Source organism: Streptomyces sp. AHA2 (genome assembly GCF_036857595.1).
In the GTDB taxonomy this organism is placed as follows: Bacteria; Actinomycetota; Actinomycetes; order Streptomycetales; family Streptomycetaceae; genus Streptomyces.
The window spans coordinates 47096-63212 of the sequence record NZ_JAUQWJ010000021.1; the positions used below are offsets into that span (position 1 = coordinate 47096).

21 protein-coding genes and 1 pseudogene are annotated in these 16117 nt (G+C 72.4%); 8 read left to right on the plus strand and 14 right to left on the minus strand.

Annotated features, from left to right (window positions below; translation table 11 throughout):
- Nucleotides 1–45: 45 nt before the first annotated feature.
- Both Q5694_RS29340 and Q5694_RS29345 read left to right on the plus strand, forming a co-directional pair.
- Complete coding sequence (locus tag Q5694_RS29340; protein WP_333936466.1) at nucleotides 46–903, plus strand: AAA family ATPase; 858 nt, start codon at nucleotides 46–48, stop codon at nucleotides 901–903.
- Nucleotides 900–2258 carry a vWA domain-containing protein gene (locus Q5694_RS29345; RefSeq protein WP_333936467.1) on the plus strand — a complete coding sequence of 453 codons (1359 nt, stop codon included), beginning with the start codon at nucleotides 900–902 and terminating at the stop codon, nucleotides 2256–2258. The genes Q5694_RS29340 and Q5694_RS29345 overlap by 4 nt, the downstream gene beginning before the upstream one ends.
- Here the strand turns inward: Q5694_RS29345 and Q5694_RS29350 are convergent, their stop codons facing one another.
- From Q5694_RS29350 to Q5694_RS29390, 9 genes are all read right to left on the minus strand, one after another.
- Complete coding sequence (locus tag Q5694_RS29350) at nucleotides 2259–2960, minus strand: SDR family oxidoreductase (protein ID WP_333936468.1); 702 nt, start codon at nucleotides 2958–2960, stop codon at nucleotides 2259–2261.
- A 162-nt stretch (nucleotides 2961–3122) separates the two neighbouring features.
- Complete coding sequence (locus tag Q5694_RS29355) at nucleotides 3123–3482, minus strand: cupin domain-containing protein (RefSeq protein WP_333936469.1); 360 nt, start codon at nucleotides 3480–3482, stop codon at nucleotides 3123–3125.
- 61 nt (nucleotides 3483–3543) lie between these two features.
- The gene (locus Q5694_RS29360; RefSeq protein WP_333936470.1) at nucleotides 3544–4518 is read right to left on the minus strand and encodes a pyridoxal-phosphate dependent enzyme; all 975 of its coding nucleotides are present in this window, start codon (nucleotides 4516–4518) and stop codon (nucleotides 3544–3546) included.
- Nucleotides 4515–5195: a helix-turn-helix transcriptional regulator gene (locus Q5694_RS29365; RefSeq protein WP_333936471.1), complete on the minus strand. Its 681-nt coding sequence runs from the start codon at nucleotides 5193–5195 to the stop codon at nucleotides 4515–4517. The genes Q5694_RS29360 and Q5694_RS29365 overlap by 4 nt, the downstream gene beginning before the upstream one ends.
- A gap of 161 nt (nucleotides 5196–5356) precedes the next feature.
- A complete protein-coding gene (locus Q5694_RS29370; protein WP_333936472.1) occupies nucleotides 5357–5971 on the minus strand; it encodes a sigma-70 family RNA polymerase sigma factor in 615 nt (204 codons plus the stop codon).
- Nucleotides 5972–6186: 215 nt separating this feature from the next.
- On the minus strand, nucleotides 6187–6855 hold the full coding sequence (locus tag Q5694_RS29375; RefSeq protein WP_333936473.1) for a hypothetical protein: 669 nt from the start codon (nucleotides 6853–6855) through the stop codon (nucleotides 6187–6189).
- Between the two features lie 180 nt (nucleotides 6856–7035).
- On the minus strand, nucleotides 7036–7362 hold the full coding sequence (locus Q5694_RS29380; protein WP_333936474.1) for a DUF1048 domain-containing protein: 327 nt from the start codon (nucleotides 7360–7362) through the stop codon (nucleotides 7036–7038).
- Nucleotide 7363: 1 nt separating this feature from the next.
- Nucleotides 7364–7720, minus strand: coding sequence for a DUF1048 domain-containing protein (locus tag Q5694_RS29385; protein ID WP_333936475.1), 357 nt, complete (start codon nucleotides 7718–7720; stop codon nucleotides 7364–7366).
- The gene (locus Q5694_RS29390) at nucleotides 7717–8043 is read right to left on the minus strand and encodes a PadR family transcriptional regulator (protein ID WP_333936476.1); all 327 of its coding nucleotides are present in this window, start codon (nucleotides 8041–8043) and stop codon (nucleotides 7717–7719) included. The genes Q5694_RS29385 and Q5694_RS29390 overlap by 4 nt, the downstream gene beginning before the upstream one ends.
- A gap of 319 nt (nucleotides 8044–8362) precedes the next feature.
- On the opposite strand from Q5694_RS29390, the gene Q5694_RS29395 reads away from it, so the two are divergent.
- Complete coding sequence (locus Q5694_RS29395) at nucleotides 8363–8674, plus strand: hypothetical protein (protein ID WP_333936477.1); 312 nt, start codon at nucleotides 8363–8365, stop codon at nucleotides 8672–8674.
- Between the two features lie 167 nt (nucleotides 8675–8841).
- Here Q5694_RS29395 and Q5694_RS29400 read toward each other — a convergent pair whose 3' ends face one another.
- Nucleotides 8842–9363 (minus strand): DUF4396 domain-containing protein, encoded by a 522-nt coding sequence (locus Q5694_RS29400; RefSeq protein ID WP_333936478.1) that lies wholly within the window; start codon nucleotides 9361–9363, stop codon nucleotides 8842–8844.
- Nucleotides 9364–9485: 122 nt separating this feature from the next.
- Here Q5694_RS29400 and Q5694_RS29405 point away from each other — a divergent pair, with 122 nt between their 5' ends.
- The 3 genes and pseudogenes from Q5694_RS29405 to Q5694_RS29415 form a co-directional block, all read left to right on the plus strand.
- The gene (locus tag Q5694_RS29405) at nucleotides 9486–10292 is read left to right on the plus strand and encodes an SDR family NAD(P)-dependent oxidoreductase (RefSeq protein ID WP_333936479.1); all 807 of its coding nucleotides are present in this window, start codon (nucleotides 9486–9488) and stop codon (nucleotides 10290–10292) included.
- Nucleotides 10293–10432: 140 nt separating this feature from the next.
- Complete coding sequence (locus tag Q5694_RS29410; RefSeq protein WP_333936480.1) at nucleotides 10433–11239, plus strand: VOC family protein; 807 nt, start codon at nucleotides 10433–10435, stop codon at nucleotides 11237–11239.
- 4 nt (nucleotides 11240–11243) lie between these two features.
- Nucleotides 11244–11405, plus strand: a pseudogene (locus Q5694_RS29415) (integrase core domain-containing protein); the annotation flags it as partial.
- Here Q5694_RS29415 and Q5694_RS29420 read toward each other — a convergent pair.
- From Q5694_RS29420 to Q5694_RS29430, 3 genes are all read right to left on the minus strand, one after another.
- The gene (locus Q5694_RS29420; RefSeq protein WP_333936481.1) at nucleotides 11402–11788 is read right to left on the minus strand and encodes a hypothetical protein; all 387 of its coding nucleotides are present in this window, start codon (nucleotides 11786–11788) and stop codon (nucleotides 11402–11404) included. The pseudogene Q5694_RS29415 and the gene Q5694_RS29420 overlap by 4 nt on opposite strands.
- Nucleotides 11785–12369, minus strand: coding sequence for a TetR/AcrR family transcriptional regulator (locus Q5694_RS29425; RefSeq protein ID WP_333936482.1), 585 nt, complete (start codon nucleotides 12367–12369; stop codon nucleotides 11785–11787). The genes Q5694_RS29420 and Q5694_RS29425 overlap by 4 nt, the downstream gene beginning before the upstream one ends.
- A gap of 151 nt (nucleotides 12370–12520) precedes the next feature.
- Nucleotides 12521–12898 (minus strand): MerR family transcriptional regulator, encoded by a 378-nt coding sequence (locus tag Q5694_RS29430; RefSeq protein ID WP_333936484.1) that lies wholly within the window; start codon nucleotides 12896–12898, stop codon nucleotides 12521–12523.
- Between the two features lie 70 nt (nucleotides 12899–12968).
- On the opposite strand from Q5694_RS29430, the gene Q5694_RS29435 reads away from it, so the two are divergent.
- Complete coding sequence (locus Q5694_RS29435) at nucleotides 12969–13697, plus strand: SDR family oxidoreductase (RefSeq protein WP_333936485.1); 729 nt, start codon at nucleotides 12969–12971, stop codon at nucleotides 13695–13697.
- Nucleotides 13698–13782: 85 nt separating this feature from the next.
- Here the strand turns inward: Q5694_RS29435 and Q5694_RS29440 are convergent, their stop codons facing one another.
- Nucleotides 13783–14301, minus strand: coding sequence for a DM13 domain-containing protein (locus tag Q5694_RS29440; protein ID WP_443040960.1), 519 nt, complete (start codon nucleotides 14299–14301; stop codon nucleotides 13783–13785).
- A 270-nt stretch (nucleotides 14302–14571) separates the two neighbouring features.
- Here Q5694_RS29440 and Q5694_RS29445 point away from each other — a divergent pair, with 270 nt between their 5' ends.
- Nucleotides 14572–15177, plus strand: a complete 606-nt coding sequence (locus tag Q5694_RS29445) for a dihydrofolate reductase family protein (RefSeq protein ID WP_333936486.1) — start codon at nucleotides 14572–14574, stop codon at nucleotides 15175–15177.
- The last annotated feature ends 940 nt before the right edge of the window (nucleotides 15178–16117 follow it).

Below are 16117 nucleotides of genomic sequence, written 5' to 3' on the forward strand. Positions count from 1 at the left end.
CTTAGATAGTGCCGTTCGCCGCTGCCGTCGCCCGGAGGTCCTCAGGTGTTCACGTCCGTCGACGAGGTCTCCGCCCGTCTGGCCGAGGCCGGCTACCTCGCCTCCCCCGCCGTCGCCACGACCGTCTTCCTCGCCGACCGTCTGGGCAAGCCGCTGCTGGTGGAGGGACCGGCCGGTGTGGGCAAGACCGAACTCGCCAAGGCCGTCGCCCAGGCGTCGAGGGCCCGGCTGGTGCGCCTGCAGTGCTACGAGGGCGTGGACGAGTCCCGCGCGCTGTACGAGTGGAACCACGCCAAACAGCTCCTGCGCATCAGCGCGGGCCGCGACGAGACGTGGGACGAGACGCGTACGGACATCTTCAGCGAGGAGTTCCTGCTCACCAGGCCGCTGCTGACCGCCATCCGCGGCGACGACCCGAAGGTGCTGCTGATCGACGAGACCGACAAGGCGGACGTCGAGGTGGAGGGCCTGCTCCTGGAGGTGCTCGGCGACTTCCAGGTGACCGTCCCGGAGCTGGGCACCATCACCGCGACGCGCCGCCCCTTCGTCGTCCTCACCTCCAACGCCACCCGTGAGCTGTCCGAGGCGCTGCGCCGCCGCTGCCTGTTCCTGCACATCGGCTTCCCGGACGAGGAGCTGGAGCGCCGGATCGTACGGCTGCGGGTGCCGGGGCTGGACGAGGCGCTGGCCCGGTCGGTCGTCCGGGTCGCGGGGGCGCTGCGCGCGATGGACCTGCGCAAGGCGCCGTCGGTCGCCGAGACCGTCGACTGGGCGCGCACCCTGCTGGAACTGGGCGCCGGCACTCTGGACGAGACCGTCGTGCGGGCGACGCTCGGCGTGCTCCTCAAGCACCAGGACGACGTGCTGAAGGCGTCCGCCAAGCTCGACCTGGACGCCCTGTGACCCCTGCGGTCGGTGTCGCGGAGCGGCTGACGTCGCTGGTGGGGGCCCTGCGCGCGCACGGCGTCCGGATCGGCACCGGGGAGACGGTGGACGCCGCACGGGCGGTGGAGGAACTCGGCCTCGCCGATCGGGAGCTGCTGCGCGAAGGGCTCGCGGCGACGCTGCTGCACGGGCCCGGACAGCGGCAGGTGTTCGACGCGGTCTTCGACCTGTACTTCCCGCGCGGGGTCGGCGCCCCCGCCGAGGAGCCGGCCGGACGCGAGCAACTGCGCGACCGGCTGGCCGACGCGCTGGCCGCCGACGATCGGGCCCTGCTGGGCCGGCTGGCGATCGAGGCGGTCGACGGTTTCGGCGGCTACGGTTCCTCACCCGAGTCGGACGGCTGGTCGTCGTACCAGGCCTTGGAACGGCTGCGGCCGCAGACTTTGCTGGCCCGCGTGCGGGACCAAGTGCGTGGCGCGGGCGGGAGCCAGGGCTTCGCGGACCGGCTGCTGGAGGACGAGATCCGGCGGCGGATCGAGACGTTCCGCGCGCTGGTGACCGCGGAGGCCCGGCGCCGCGTCGCCGAGCGGCGGGGACGGGACGAGATCGCCCGGCGGGCGGTCGCCCCGACCGCCGACCGGGTCGACTTCCTCTTCGCCGGCAGGGACCGGTTGGCCGAGCTGCGCCGCACGGTCCAGCCGCTCGCCCGCAAGCTCGCGACCCGGCTCGCGGCCCGGCGCCGCCGCGCCTCCCGCGGTGCGATCGACCTGCGCCGGACCCTGCGCGGTTCGCTGTCCACGGGCGGGGTGCCGATGAGTCCGGTGTTGCGCCGGCGCCGGCCCGCCCGCCCCGAACTGGTGCTGCTGTGCGACGTGTCCGGGTCGGTGTCGGGTTTCTCCGACTTCACGATGCTCCTGGTGCAGGCGCTGCACGACCAGTTCAGCAAGGTGCGGGTGTTCGCCTTCGTCAACCGGATCGACGAGGTGACGGGCCTGCTCCGGCACGGCGCCGCCGACCCGGAGGGACTCGGCGGCCGCATCCAGGCGGAGGCGTTGGTCACGGGCCACCACGGCAGCAGCGACTACGGCATGGCCCTGGGCGAGTTCACCGAGCGCTGCGCCGACGCGGTCGGGTCGCGCACGACCGTGTTCGTCCTGGGCGACGCCCGCACCAACCGCGGCGACCCGAACCTGCCCGCTCTCGCCCGGATCGGCGAACGGGCCCGCCGCGTCTACTGGCTGAACCCCGAACAGCGCGACCGCTGGGGCACCGGCGACTCGGCCGCGCCGGCCTACGCGGAGCTGGTGGAGATGCACGAGTGCCGCAACGTCCGGCAACTGAGCGCGCTGGTGGCACGGCTGCTGCCGGTGTGATCAGGCGGCGAGCTGCGGGTACAGGACGGCGGGGTCGGCCGCCAGCCCGGCCTTGACCTGCCGCGTGAGGTCGTCGGCCAGGACCTCGTGGGCGCCGGATGCGATGCCGTCGAGCGCCTGGGCGGCGACGCTCTCGGCCGTGGACTTGGGAGCGTCGACCCCGGCGGCCATGTCGGTGTCCACGTAGCCGACGTGCAGGCCCGTCACGTCGATGCCGCGCGGCCTGAGGTCGAGGCGCAGCGAGTTGGTCTGCGACCACAGGGCGGCCTTGGAGGCGCTGTAGGAGCCGGCGAGCCCGATCCAGGACAGCACGGAGTGCACGTTGAGGATGTGGCCGCCTCCGTTGCGCTCGATGACCGGGACGAAGGCGCGGGTGACCAGGAGCGGGCCGTAGAAATTGGTCTCGAACTCGCGCCGGACGTCCTCGACGGGCGAGTCGAGGAAGTTCGCGCTCACCGCTGCGCCCGCGTTGTTGATCAGCAGGGTGACGTCCTGGGCCTGCTCGGCCGCGGCCGCCACGGAAGCGGGGTCGGTGACCTCCAGGGCGAGCGGTACGGCGCCGGGGTGGGTGACGGTCCGCGGATCGCGGGCGGTGGCGTACACCTTCTTCGCGCCGCGCTCGTACAGGGCGGCGACCAGGGCGCGGCCGATGCCGCGGCTGCCGCCGGTGACCAGAGCGACGGAACCTTCGATGGCGGTCATGGGTGTCTCCCTCACGGTGCACACAACGGGAAACCGATCGGTTTCCTCTGTCGAGAAGGGTAAACCGATCGGTTTCCGAAGGGCAAGCGCTGATACCGCGCCGGGAGAACGAGGAACCGGGGTTCCCGCCGCCCGGCGGGCGACCGTGAAGGGCGGTGAGTGCTAGCTCTTCTTGGCGTACGCCTTGGCCATGTCGCCCGCGAAGTCGTACACCACGCACTGCTCGTCGCCGACGACCCAGGCGTCGTGACCGGGCGAGCAGACGAACACGTCGCCGGGGCCGACCTCGCCCTCGGTGCCGTCGTCCATGCGGATGTGCATGCGGCCGGAGACCACGTAGCCGTTGTGGTGGATCCGGCAGCTGTCGGTCCCGGCCAGCGGGGCCACGGACTCCGACCAGCGCCAGCCCGGTTCGAACGTGGCCACGGCGAAGTCGAGTCCCTGCATGTGGACGGCTTCCAGGTGGCCTCGGGGGTAATCGCGCCGCTCGTCCGGCTTGTCGAGCGTCTTCATCTCCAGCATGACGCTCCTCCTCGATGAGGCTGTGCCTCCATCGTCCACCCGCCGGACGGGCGACGCCAGGTCAGGCGGCCCCGCACAGTTCCGCGAAGCGGCGCGCGTCCACGTTGCCTCCGGAGACGATCACTCCGACGCGGGACGGGAGCGGGCCCGCGCGCCCGGTGAGCAACGCGGCCAGCGGGGTGGCGCCGCTCGGTTCGACGACGATCTTCAGGTGCTCGAAGGCGAACCGCATCGCCTCCCGGATCTCGTCGTCACCCACCAGCTCGATCGCGTCGACGAGACGGCGGTTGACGGAGAAGGTGAGTTCCCCGGGCGTGTGCAGCGCCTGGCCGTCGGCGATGGTGCGCGGCACGGGGACGGCGACCCGCCGTCCCGCCTCCAGGGAGCGCCTCGTGTCGTCCCCGGCCTCCGGTTCGATGCCGATCATCCGGATGCCCGGGTACAGCGCCTTGGCCACGGTGGCGCTGCCGGCCATCAGCCCGCCGCCCCCGACCGGTGCCAGCAGGGCACCCAACTCCCCCGCCTCCTCCAGCAGTTCGAGTGCGGCGGTGCCCTGGCCGGCCATGACGTGCGGGTGCTCGTAGGGCGGGATGAGCGTCAGTCCCCGCTCGGCGGCGAGGGCCTCGGCGAGCGCGACCCGGTCGCCGGTGTAGCGGTCGTAGGTGACGACCTCGGCGCCGTAACCCTCGGTGGCGGCGCGCTTGGAGGGCGGGGCGTCCTCGGGCATGACGATGACGGCGGTGGTGCCCAGCTCGCGGGCGGCGAGGGCGACGGCCTGGGCGTGGTTGCCGGAGGAGTAGGTGGCGATGCCGCGGGACAGCCGCTCGGGGGTGAGCCGCGAGGCGGCGTTGTAGGCGCCCCGGAACTTGAAGGCGCCCACCCGCTGGAAGTTCTCACACTTGAGGTGCACCTCGGCACCGACGAGCGCGTCGAGGGTGCGGGAGCGCAGTACGGGCGTGCGGTGGGCGACGCCCTTGAGCCGGACTGCGGCGTCCCGGACGTCGTCGGGGGTGACCGGCGGGGTGGTGGTCGTCACGCGGATCCTCCGGGGGAAGTGTCGTGGGCGGCCCTGGCCTGGGAGAGGTAGCTGTAGGCGGAGGCGCGGGAGATGCCGAGCCGTCCGGCGACCTGCTCGACGGCTCCGCGCACGGCGAAGACACCGCGGGCGTCCAGGCCGCCGAACAGCTCCAGGCGCTCCGCGCGGTCGAGTTCGGCCCAGCTGCCCCGCTGTCTGGACCGGTGGGCGTCGACGAGGGCGTCGACCACGGAGTCGATGTCGTTGCCGAAGGTGGTGGTCGGCAGCTCCGCGGGGGCGGTGTCCGCTCCGGCGAGGGCGCCGAGCAGCCGGTGCGCCGCACCGACGGCGCCGATGTCGAGGTTGACGCAGAGGGCCCCGAAGACGGCACCCGTCGAGTCCCGCAGCACCATCGTGGAGGACTTCACCAGTGCGCCGCCGCGGGTGCGGGTGACGTAGTTGAGTTCGTCGGCCGCCTCGTCACCGCCGGCGAGGACGCGCATGCCGATCTCGCTCATGGCACCGCCCACGGCCCGTCCGGTCACGGAACCGGCCACGGCCACCACCGACTCCTGCGGGTTGCGGTAGTCGTGCAGCACCACTTCGCAGACCGGGCCGAAGGTCGCGGCGATCCCGCCCACGACGGGCGTCATCGCCGCCAGGATCGCGTCCCGTTCGGCGTCCAGCGCGACGTCCATGTCGCCTCCTCTCACCAGCACCCAGCTTAGACCGCCAGTCCAGGTCTTGGATAGAGCGTCCAGACCCTCGGCAGCGGGCGCCCTCCGACGCGCCACCCTCCGGCGAGGGACGACCGGTGCCCGCCGGACGGGGCCGGCGGGCACCGGTGGTGCGGGAGCCGTCAGGCGGCCAGGGCGGGTTCGGACGGTGGCGCGGCTTCGTCCGTGTCGGCCAGCAGGGCCACGAGTGCGGCGCGGGCGCGGGCCACACGGGAGCGGACCGTGCCGACCGGGCATCGGCTCAGCTCGGCGGCCTCCGCGTACGGCAGGCCCAGCAACTGCGTGAGGACGAACGCCTCGCGGCGCTCCGCGGGCAGCCCGTCGAGCAGTGCGAGCAGCACCACGCCGTCGTCGAAGCCGGGCAGGCCGTGCGGCTGGGCGAGTTCGGCCGCCACCTCCCAGTCCGCCAGGTCGGCCCGGCGGGGACGTACGGCGGTGGAGCGGATGCTGTCGGCGACCGCGCGCCGGGCGATGGCCAGCAGCCAGGTCCGCGCCGAGGAGCGGCCCTCGAACCGGTGCAGGCTGCCGAGCGCCCGGAGGAACGTGTCCTGCGTCAGATCGTCCACCGCCTGCGGATCGGCGCACAGGTGCGCGACGTACCGGATGACGTCGCGGTGCAGGGCGCGGACGAAGCGGTCGACGGCGGCGGCGTCACCGCCGCGGGCGGCCAGCGCCCATGCGGTTATCGACTCGTCGGCGCAGGCCGATCTGTCGCGGGGCAGGGCAGGAGTGATCACCTGGTGTCCTTCTCGGGTTCCGGGACCACGGGGCACGCGGGCACGCCGCGTCGGCGGGCGGGCGCACGGGCGCGTGGTCCGGTGAGTGGGGGCGCGGCTCGCCCCGTACGGCGCCCCGGCAGCCGTGACGGCGGACGGGGTGCACAGGGGGTACGGGCGCGGGGCCGCGGCCGGGGCGGCACGGAAGGGCTGCCCCGGGATGGCGCCGGCTGCCGTCAGGCGGCAGCGGTCCCCACGGGTGGACCTCGGGAGGTGATCGCGTGGACGAGCAGGAGCAGGCGCGGCAGCCGGTGCGAGGACCGGCGGCGCACGCGCACCGGCGGGGGCGGCGGCGGCGCGGGCCGGGCGAACAGGAGCCGCAGCGGCGCGGCGAGCCGGGCGCCCACGGCGCGCAGCAGACGGAAGACGGCCCGTTCGCCGTGGGCCAGCCACAGGCCGCACAGCAGCGCGGCGAGCAGGTGGGCGGCGAGCATCCCGAGGGACGAGTCACCGCCGGCGCCGTGACCGGCGTGCCCCATGCCGCCCATGTCGTGACGCATCCCGCTCATGCCCGCACCGGCACCCGTGTCCATGCGCATGTGCACGGCGTGGGCGTCCACGGGGTGCGCTCCCCCGGCCGTCCCCCGGGCTCCTTGCGGGGCGAGGGAGAACGCCGAGTGCAGCGCGGTCTGCACGGCGACCGCGACGGCGACGACCACACCGGGTCCGCGTTCACGACCGGCCAGGCACCAGCCCGCCACGCCGGTGACGGCCCAGCCGGCCGCCAGCACGGACGGGGGCACGTGGTCGCCGGACATCATGACGTGACCCAGGGCGGCGAGCACGACACAGACGGCCGCGAACACCGCGGCCCGTACCGTGCGAGCACACCACCCAGTCGTCATGGCGCCTCATCCTCGCATCCGGCCCCGGTTCTGCACCCATGGGTACGCACATCACCCGGCCCGTGCACTCAATCCCGGACATGTGATCCAGGCCACGATCGCCCTACGGGTCGGAGACGTCCCCGTGTGTGGGCCGTCCACGTCGAGACGCACTTCGGCATCACCGGCCGAGCCGGCTTCCTACTTCCCGGCCGTGCCGCGATCAGGACCGATGGACTCCTGGTAGAGGTCCGCGTAGGTGCGGCAGTCCTTGACGAGGTCGTCGCAGAAGGCGGCGACATCGGGACCGATGAGTTCCAGCACGCCCTTGCCGGCGGCGACGCCTTCTTCGAAGAAGTCGACGATTCCGGGGAGCAGGGACCCGTCGAGCAGGTCGACCGGCCCGACCTTGAACAGGTACTTCTGCATCTCCTTGTAGACGATCCGGTAGTCCGGCGGGAGTGCCTTGACGCGGGCCATGTGCGCCCGCCACTGCTTCTTGCCCTCGATGATGTCCTGGATGCCCACGTCAGCCTCCCAGCCGGTTCAGTTTCCGGGCGACATTGCCGTTCAGCTGCTCGCGCCACCGGTCGCGGTACGTTCGAGCGCCTTCTCCGCCGGCCAGCGCCCTGCAGAAGCCCGGGATGTCCTCGCCCAGCACCTCACGGGCGCTCTGCCCCTCGGCCGCCGTCTCCTCGAGCAACGCGAGCGCGCCGTCGAGGATCGGCATGAGGCTGCGGCCGGTGAAGTCGCCATGGGGAAGCAGGTGCATCCTGATCTGGTCCCACGCCGCCCGGTGATCGTCCGGAAGGGCCTGCGCCCGGGCGTCGAACGCCTTCCATTCCCGGGTGAGATCGCTGCCGGTGATCTTCTCCCAGAAGTTCATTCCCCGCCCTCCTTGAGCTTGTCGATCCGCGATGAGAGGTACTGCCACTTCGTCCAGAACCTCGCGAGCTCCGCCCGCCCGGCGTCGTTGAGCGAGTAGAACTTGCGCGGCGGACCCATCCCCGACGGCCGCTTCACCACCTGGACGAGCTTGTTGCGCTCAAGCCGCAGCAAGATGGTGTACACCGTCCCCTCGACGACATCGGTGAAGCCGAGCTCGTTCAACTGTCGAGTGATGGCGTACCCGTAGGTCTCCTCCCTGCCGATGATCTCGAGCACGCATCCTTCGAGCGTGCCCTTCAGCATCTCCGTCAGATCGTCCATCGCGGCCCCTTTCGCGCCACAGCAGTACTTCGTGATACCGAGTACCACTATACGGTATCACTGAGTAGCTGGAGAATGGCCCGACGCCGGGCTCGCTCCACCTGTTGAGGACCGGTGGCGACGTCACCGTGACACCCCCGGCCGCTTCGCCGGACTCGCCTCGCACCGCGCTCGCCCTCCCCGGCACGAGCAGGCACGCCGTGCACGCCGCCGTCGCACGACACGCGGGCCTGGCGCCGCCCGCCATGGAGGACTCCGACCTGCAGGCCGAGCGGCCCTGTTCGAGCCGTGGTCAGCGCGGCGCGGTACGCTCCGGCGTATGGCGAGCGCCGGCCCGAGTGAGGCCCAGCTGAACCGGCTGTGGGGAGCCGTCTGCGCCTGCGCCGGGACCTTCTTCCTTCTGTGGGGCCTGTCCTGGATCAACGCGAGCGTGGTCAATGAGGACTTGCAGAACTCCTGCGAGGACCTGCACACGGCCCGCTTCCCCTTCGAGAAGTCGTGTACGCATGGCGATGGCACCGTTGAGGGTGCGAACAGCCTGCTCTTCGAAGGGGTCTTCTTCGGCTCGCTGTCGGCCGGAGTGGTGTGCCTGGGAGCCGCGTTCGTGATCGAGGGCGTCCGGAGGAAGTAAGGGAGCCCGTGCACGGCACAGGGCTGCGGCGAGCCGACGCCGGCGCGTCGGTGTCGGAACGGGGCGTTGCCGCCGGTCCGGTCGAGCCATGGGCCGGCCGTCCGGTTGGTCGCGCCGCCGGCGAACGCCAGCGCCGGCTCCCGGGGGGCCGGGCCGCCCCCGCCCCGTCAGTGGTGGGAGTGGACCACCGCGTGCCCCAGGCCGCGGCCGATCATCCACTTGTTGACCGGCGTGGTGATCAGGAAGGCCACCACGAAGCCGCCCAGGAGGGCGGACCAGAACAACGCGTCCGCCAGGTGGGCGTCCATCGCCCCGGGGGTGAGGGCGATGATCGCGTTGTCGACCAGTTCCATCACGGCGATCGACACCGTGTCCGCCGCCAGGGCGACCCGGACGGCGGCCCTGAGACCGAGACCGGTGCGCAGCACGGCGATCAGGGTGAAGGAGTAGCCGAAGAGGAAGGCGAGCGTGACCGCCAGGACCATGGTGGGCACATTGCCCCACCCCAGCGCCGTGCCGATCACCATGCCGAGGATCTCGCCGAGCGCGCACCCGGCCAGGCAGTGCAGCGTGGCCTTGACCGCCGTACCCCAGGAGGCCGGCCCGCCGGGGTGCCGCCCGGGTCCGTGCGCCTCGTGACCGTGCCTGCCGGGGCCGTGCCCCTCGGAGTCGCGAAAGGTGGGGTCCATGGATCGACCATATACCCCCAGGGGGTATATGCGCCAGATTTCGCCCGATCGTCGGCCGCGCCCTGCGCACCCTTCGGCCCGGGCCCTCCGCCACCTCGCTCCCCCACCTAGAGTGGGCCGGTATGACGAACCAGCCGACGCAGAGCACCCCGACGCCGCACGCCTACCTCGCCGAGCTGTTCTCCCTGCAAGGGCGCGTCGCCCTGGTCACCGGCGGCAGCTCCGGCATCGGGCGGGCCATCGCCACCTCGCTGGCCCGCGCCGGGGCGAGCGTCGTGATCGTGGCCCGCAAGGAGGCGGAACTCGCCGCCACGGTCACGGAGTTGACGGACCTCGGCTGCCGGGCCGCCTGGGTCGCGGCGGACCTGAGTACGCGCGAGGGCGTGCGGGCGGCCGCCGACGGCGCGGTCGAGGCGTTCGGCGAACCCGACATCCTCGTCAACAGCGCCGGGATCAACCTGCGTCCGCCGATGGACGAACTCACCGAGGACGTCTGGGACGTCACGATGGCCGTCAACCTGGAGGCGCCCTTCCTGCTGGGCCAGCGCTTCGGCCCCGGCATGGCGGAGCGGGGGTACGGGCGGATCATCCACATCAGCTCCCAGCAGGCGCATCGCGCGTTCGTCCAGAGCGGGGCCTACGGCGCCTCCAAGGGCGGCCTGGAGGCGCTGGCCCGCTCCCAGGCCGAGGCCTGGTCGCCGCGCGGCGTCACCTGCAACCTGCTCGTGCCGGGCTTCGTCATGACACCGCTCAACGCGCGCCTGCAGTCCGACACCGAGACGGTGGCGGCCCTGGCCGCCCGCACGATGATCGGACGCAACGGCCTGCCCGGGGACTTCGCGGGCGCGGCCGTCTTCCTGGCGAGCCCGGCCTCCGCGTACGTCACCGGCCAGTCGGTGTTCGTGGACGGCGGCCTGTCCGTCCACTGACGTCACGCCCGAGTCCGTCGGACCACTCCCGCCCGCCCCGTGCCCCGGGCCCGGCGTCCCCCGGGTGGAGAGCGGCGGCGCGCGCCCCGCGGTGCCCGGTGTCACGCTGGGCGCAGGACTCGCTGAAGGGAAGCACCGCCATGATCACCACGGAGTACGCCCCCGGTTCCCCCTGCTGGCTCGACCTCGGCGCTCCGGACGTCCGGGCCGCCGCCTCCTTCTACGGCGCCGTGCTCGGGTGGGACTACGAGTCCATGGGCGCAAGCGAGGCAGGCGAGGACTTCGAAGGCGGCGTGTTCAAGAAGGACGGCAAGGTCGTCGGCGGTCTCGGCAAGCTGACCGAGGAGGGAGCGCGCCCGGCCTGGATGCTCTACTACAGCGTCACCGACGCGGACGCCACGACCGAGGCCGTGCGGCGGGCCGGCGGCACGGTGCGGGTCGAGCCGATGGACCTCGACGAGTGGGGCCGCATGGCCCAGTACAGCGATCCCCTGGGCGGCCAGTTCGCCGTCTGGCAGCCGGGGACGACCGCGGGCCTGGACCTGGTGGACGAGCCGGGCTCACTGGCCTGGGTCGAACTGTTCACGACCGACGGCGCGGCGGCCAGGGAGTTCTACGGCGGCCTGTTCGACTGGCAGTTCAGCGACATGCCGCTGCCCGGCGGGGCGGGCACCTACACCCTCATCACCCCGGCGGGCCTGTCCGAGGACCGGATGCACGGCGGGCTGATGGAGATGGGAGCGCAGGACCTCACACTGACCGACGGGCGGCCGTACTGGCATCCGGTCTTCGCGGTCGAGGACTGCGACGCCGCGGCGGCCCGGGTCACGGAGAAGGGCGGCGAGGTGCAGATGGGGCCGCAGGACATGGAGGGCGTCGGACGGCTGGCCGTCTGCCTGGACCCGGCGGGAGCGGAGTTCGTGCTGCTGGCCCCGTCGGAGGCCTGAACGGGCCGACGAGTGGGCCTACCTGCGGCCCTACACCAGCAACACCGAACGCACCGCGGCCCTGGCGGACTTCCTGCACACCTACAACCACCACCGCTGCCACACCGCACTCGGCGGCCAGCCACCCATCAGCCGCGTGAACAACCCTGCGGGTCAATACAGCTAGGTCCCGCCGTAGCCGCTGCCGATCAGGGCGAGGATCCCGACCGGGAGCAACAGCATCCACTGCGGGAGCCGGAGCAGCGGACGGGGCCAGTCGGCGGCCGAAGTCACGATCAGGAACACAGCGGCGTAGGCGACGTACTGGACGGCGATGAACAGCACGAGTGCCGTGCTGGGTGCAGTCATGAACGCGCAGGCCAGCAGCGCGAGGGAGCTGAGCAGCAGGTCGACGGTGACCATGTGCCAGACGACGTGCAGGGTGCGCTTGGGCTCGGCGGCCACCGCACTGCCCAGGAGCGGGCGGACGACCGACCGGCCGCCGGCCGTGGCGTGGACGCAGGTGGTCATGGCCGCGATGCCGCCCGCAGTGAGCAGCCAGCCGTTCACCTGGCCTCGATTCCCTTGGTGACGATCGCGGCGATACGGCGTGCCAGATCCGGGGCGGGGTGCTCACCGATGACGCCCAGATGGAAGAAGACGGCTCCGGCCAGGGTGTCCAGTACGAGGTCGACCGGCAGATCGGCGCCGGTCTCGCCGCGCTGCTCGGCCCGGTCGAACACCGTGACGAGCCGTTCCTTGGCCGGCTGGAGGAACCGGGAGCGGATCGTGGCGCGCAGTTCCCGTGTGGCGGCGAAGTCGGCGAGCAGCCCGGGCAGGGCCGACGCGGCCGCCGGTGTGGAGAACTCCTCGACCAGCGACTGCACCACGACGGCCAGGTCGCCTTCCAGCGTCCCCGTGTCCGGCAGGTCCGCCGTGTCCGATGCGGTGAACACCGCCTCGTAGACCAGTTCCGGCTTGCCGGACCAGCGGCGGTAGACGGTGTCCTTGCCGACGCCCGCGCGGGCGGCGATCGCGCCGATGGACGTCGCCGCGTAACCGTTCTCGACGACCAGTTCGGTGGCCGCCTGGATGATCGCGGCACCGGACCGCTCGTCCCGGGGGCGCCCTCGTGCAGGGGAGGAAGTCATACCGCCCTGTTTACCATACGAGTCGACCCGTATGGTAAACGGCAAGTACACCTGAGGGAGCCGCGTGCGGCGGGGGACGCCGGACCGGCCCACCGACCGCCAGGCTCCTCCCCCACTCGCGCATCACGGGTGAGACGTCGGATGACCGCGGCTAAGGGTGGGTGTCGGTGATGGCGATGATCTCGTCGAGGCGGGCCCGCGCGGCCTGCAGTTCGTCGATCTTGGCCTGGATGCGCTCGCGCTCGACGCGCAGCATGGCGCGTTGCTCGGCGTCGGTGTGTCCGGTGTCCCAGCACGGAAGCAGTTCGGTGATCCTTCGGCTGGACAGGCCGGCGGCGAACATCTGCTGGAAGAAGCGGACCCGCACGATGGCGTCCTGGCGGTACAGACGCTGACCGGACGGGCTGCGTTCCGCGGCGAGCAGTCCCTGCTGCTCGTAGTAGCGCACGGCGCGCACCGAGACGCCGGCGCCGCGTGCCACCTCGCCGATGCGGATCAACCGCTCGGCCGCATCCACTGTGACGGTCATGGTGACTCCCCGCGGTCTCGAAGTTCAGTGCTTGCCTCTGACGTCAGCGTCAGGTTTTAGCGTAACGGCCATGGACATCAACAACTCCGTAGCCCTCGTCACAGGAGCCAACCGCGGCCTGGGCCGCGCCTTCGCCCAGCGTCTGCTCGAACGAGGCGCCCGCAAGGTCTACGCGACCGCCCGTCGACCGGAGACCGTGGATCTGCCCGGGGTCGAGGTGCTGCCCCTCGACATCGCCGACCCCGCATCCGTGCGGGCCGCCGCCGACGCCGCCCCGGACGTCTCGCTGCTCGTCAACAACGCGGGGATCAGTACGGGGACCGACCTGGTGACCGGTTCGCTGGACGCGGTGCGGCACGAACTGGAGACCAACCTGTTCGGCCACCTGGCCATGATCCGGGACTTCGCGCCGACGCTCGCGAGGAACGGCGGGGGCGCGATCGTCAACGTCCTCTCCGCCATGTCGTGGTTCGGGGGCAAGGGTGCCAACGCCTACCACCTGACCAAGGCAGCCGCCTGGGCGATGACCAACGGTGTCCGCCTGGAGCTCGCCGAGCAGGGCACGCTCGTCACGGCGGTGCACCTCGGTCTGGCCGACACCGACATGGCCGCGGGCTGGCAGGTGGACAAGATCGCACCGTCCGACCTGGCCGACACGGCCCTCGACGGGGTCGAGGCGGGCTCCGCCGAAGTCCTCGCCGACCAGTGGAGTCGAGACGTGAAGTCCCGTCTGCCGCTGGCGCCGGAGGAGTTCAACGCCGAGATGGACCGCGCCTTGGCGGCGCTGATGGCGGCCTGAGGGCGCCGCCGGCCGCGCGCCGAGTTCGGTCGGCGGCTTTCCGGTCCCCGGGGACCGGAGTTGCCGAGCTGCAAGGACGGGACTCTCAGGCGCGGGCGAGTTCGGCAGCGCCGAAGGAGACGTCGAAGCGGTCGCACCAGATGCTGACGCTGGTGTAGAGGGCGAGGTCGACGCGGTCGGGCAGGACGTAGTTCTGGCTGCCCTTGTTGCCCTTGAGCTTGCCCAGGCTGACGTGCTTGCCGTCGTCGAAGACGTGCCAGCCGGCCTTGCCCTCCTTCACGGGTGCGTCGGTCAGCCACACGCGCAGATCCGGTCCATTGCTGGTGTCGAGGTTCTCCAGCCGGACGACGTGGGAGCCATCGGGCAGCCGCACGAGTTCCACCGTGCCCGAGGTCGCGTGTTCGTGGCTGATCAGGGCGCCGCTCGCCAGCGTCCGCGGCCCGGCCGGTGAGGGCGGCGTCCCGGCCGGTCCCGTGGGCGGGGCAGGGGTGGCCACGGCTTCGGGCAGGGCCTCCTGGACGGTTTCGTCCTGCCACAGCCTCCACGGCTGGAACCAGTACATCCCGAACCCGCCCCCGGCAACGGCCACCGCCAGCACCGCCATGACCAACGGCCTGGTCGGCGAAGCCTTTCCCGCGCGCCTCATCATCGCCTGCCCCCTGTGGAAGTCCCGTACGACCTCACCCATTCAACGCGGACCGACCGGCGGGTCACAGCCCGCAGAGATGACGGAACTCTTACGGCCGTGCGCTCCGGGGTGGGTGAGCCGGGCAGCGGCAGGGATCGAACCGCCGCTCCCCGCGAACCGTCCGGCCGATGAGTTCGCGGCTCCCGGCCGGTCCAAGCTCGTGACACCTCAGGAAGGGGAACCACCATGTCCGAGCTTCTCATCGACTTCATCACCTCCCTCGACGGTTGTGCGTCGGGAGAGGGATGGCCCGGGTTCTGGGGCCTGGAGGGCCCGGAGTACCTCGCATGGCTCGGCGAGCAGCCCGAGGCCACCTACCTGATGGGAGCGAACACCTACCGCCTGATGTCGGGCTTCGCCGCAGGCGAGGTCCCGGACGGCCAGGAGGACTTCAGGCCCGAGGAGGAGGCGTCCGTCGACGAGCTCACGCGAGCGCCCAAGGTGGTGTTCTCCTCCTCCCTCGAGGAGCCGCTGGCATGGGCCAACTCCACGCTCGTCCGCGACGACGCCGTCGAGGCGGTCCGCGCCATGAAGTCGACTGGCTCGGGGCTCCTCAGCACGATCGGCAGCCTCAGCCTGTGCCGGTCCCTGCTGCGAGCCGGACTCGTCGACCGCTTCCGGGTCGTGATGTTCCCGGTGATCACCGGGGCCACGGGCGCAGAACGCATCTACGACGGGTATCCGGACGTCGCACTCGAGATGACCGAGCACCGCACGTTCGACGGCCGCATCCAGCTGGTCGAGTACAAGCCCCGTGTACTCGAGCACCCACCGCTCGGCGCCCCTGCGTGACCTCGGCCGCCCGCCGGCCTGGGACGGCTGCCGGACCGGCTCCGGCCTCGTTGCCCTGGTCGCTCCGTGCCGCGGAGGGCCGTTGCGGAACAGGAGTGTGCGGCGGGGCCCTGGTGGCGTCGGTGCGCGTTGTGTTCGTCACCGTGACCACCATCGCTTCTGCCGACCGGGGGGTCGCGTGCCGCCGCTTGGTCGGTCACGTCGGCCAGGCTCTGCCGCCACCCGTCCACGACCGCTGAGGGCTGGGTGATCGCGCTGCCTCGCCCGCGAATTGCCCTGTCGGGCCCGGCTGGTGCTGGACGGCAGTCGCTCAGGCGCGGCCTGGTCGGTCGCCGGGCGTCCCGGCCCGGTCGACACGGAGGCGCCGGGTGCACGTCGGCCTTCTGCAACCGGCCTTCACCCATGCGCCGACGACCGTGCCGGCGACGGTGCCGAGCTTCTCCGTCCGGTTCCCGCAGACCGTGGTGGCTCCGGGCGACGGACCGGGTGCCGACGGTGCTGACGGGCTGGCGCCGGTGGCCCCCGGGAGCCGTGATCTTGCTCACGGCGGGGCGGAGGCTGGTCGTGCCGGTCGCCCGCGCCCGGGTGCCCGACCTCGCCGAGGAGGGCGGCTCGGCCTCTGCGCGGGTGCGTCGTCGCCCGTCCCCGGACCGATCGTCCCGGGGGCAGCACGGTCACCGGATCCCTGCGCTCGGCACGCGCCTCCCGGCCGGCGTGTCGTGGCCGGCTCCGGCCGCCGTCCCGTGGGCGGCGGTGGCGGCCGTCCCGTGGGCGCGGTGGCGGCCGTCCCGGCCGGGGCGGTGGTCAGGTTGCCGCGCCCGGAGGGGCGCGCCGGGACGGTGACCGGCCCGGCGGACGGGCGGGACGGCACCGGGGCGGCTGCGGTGGCGCCCGCGGGTGCGCACGTGCACCATGACGCGGGCCCGTCTCCGTCGGCGGC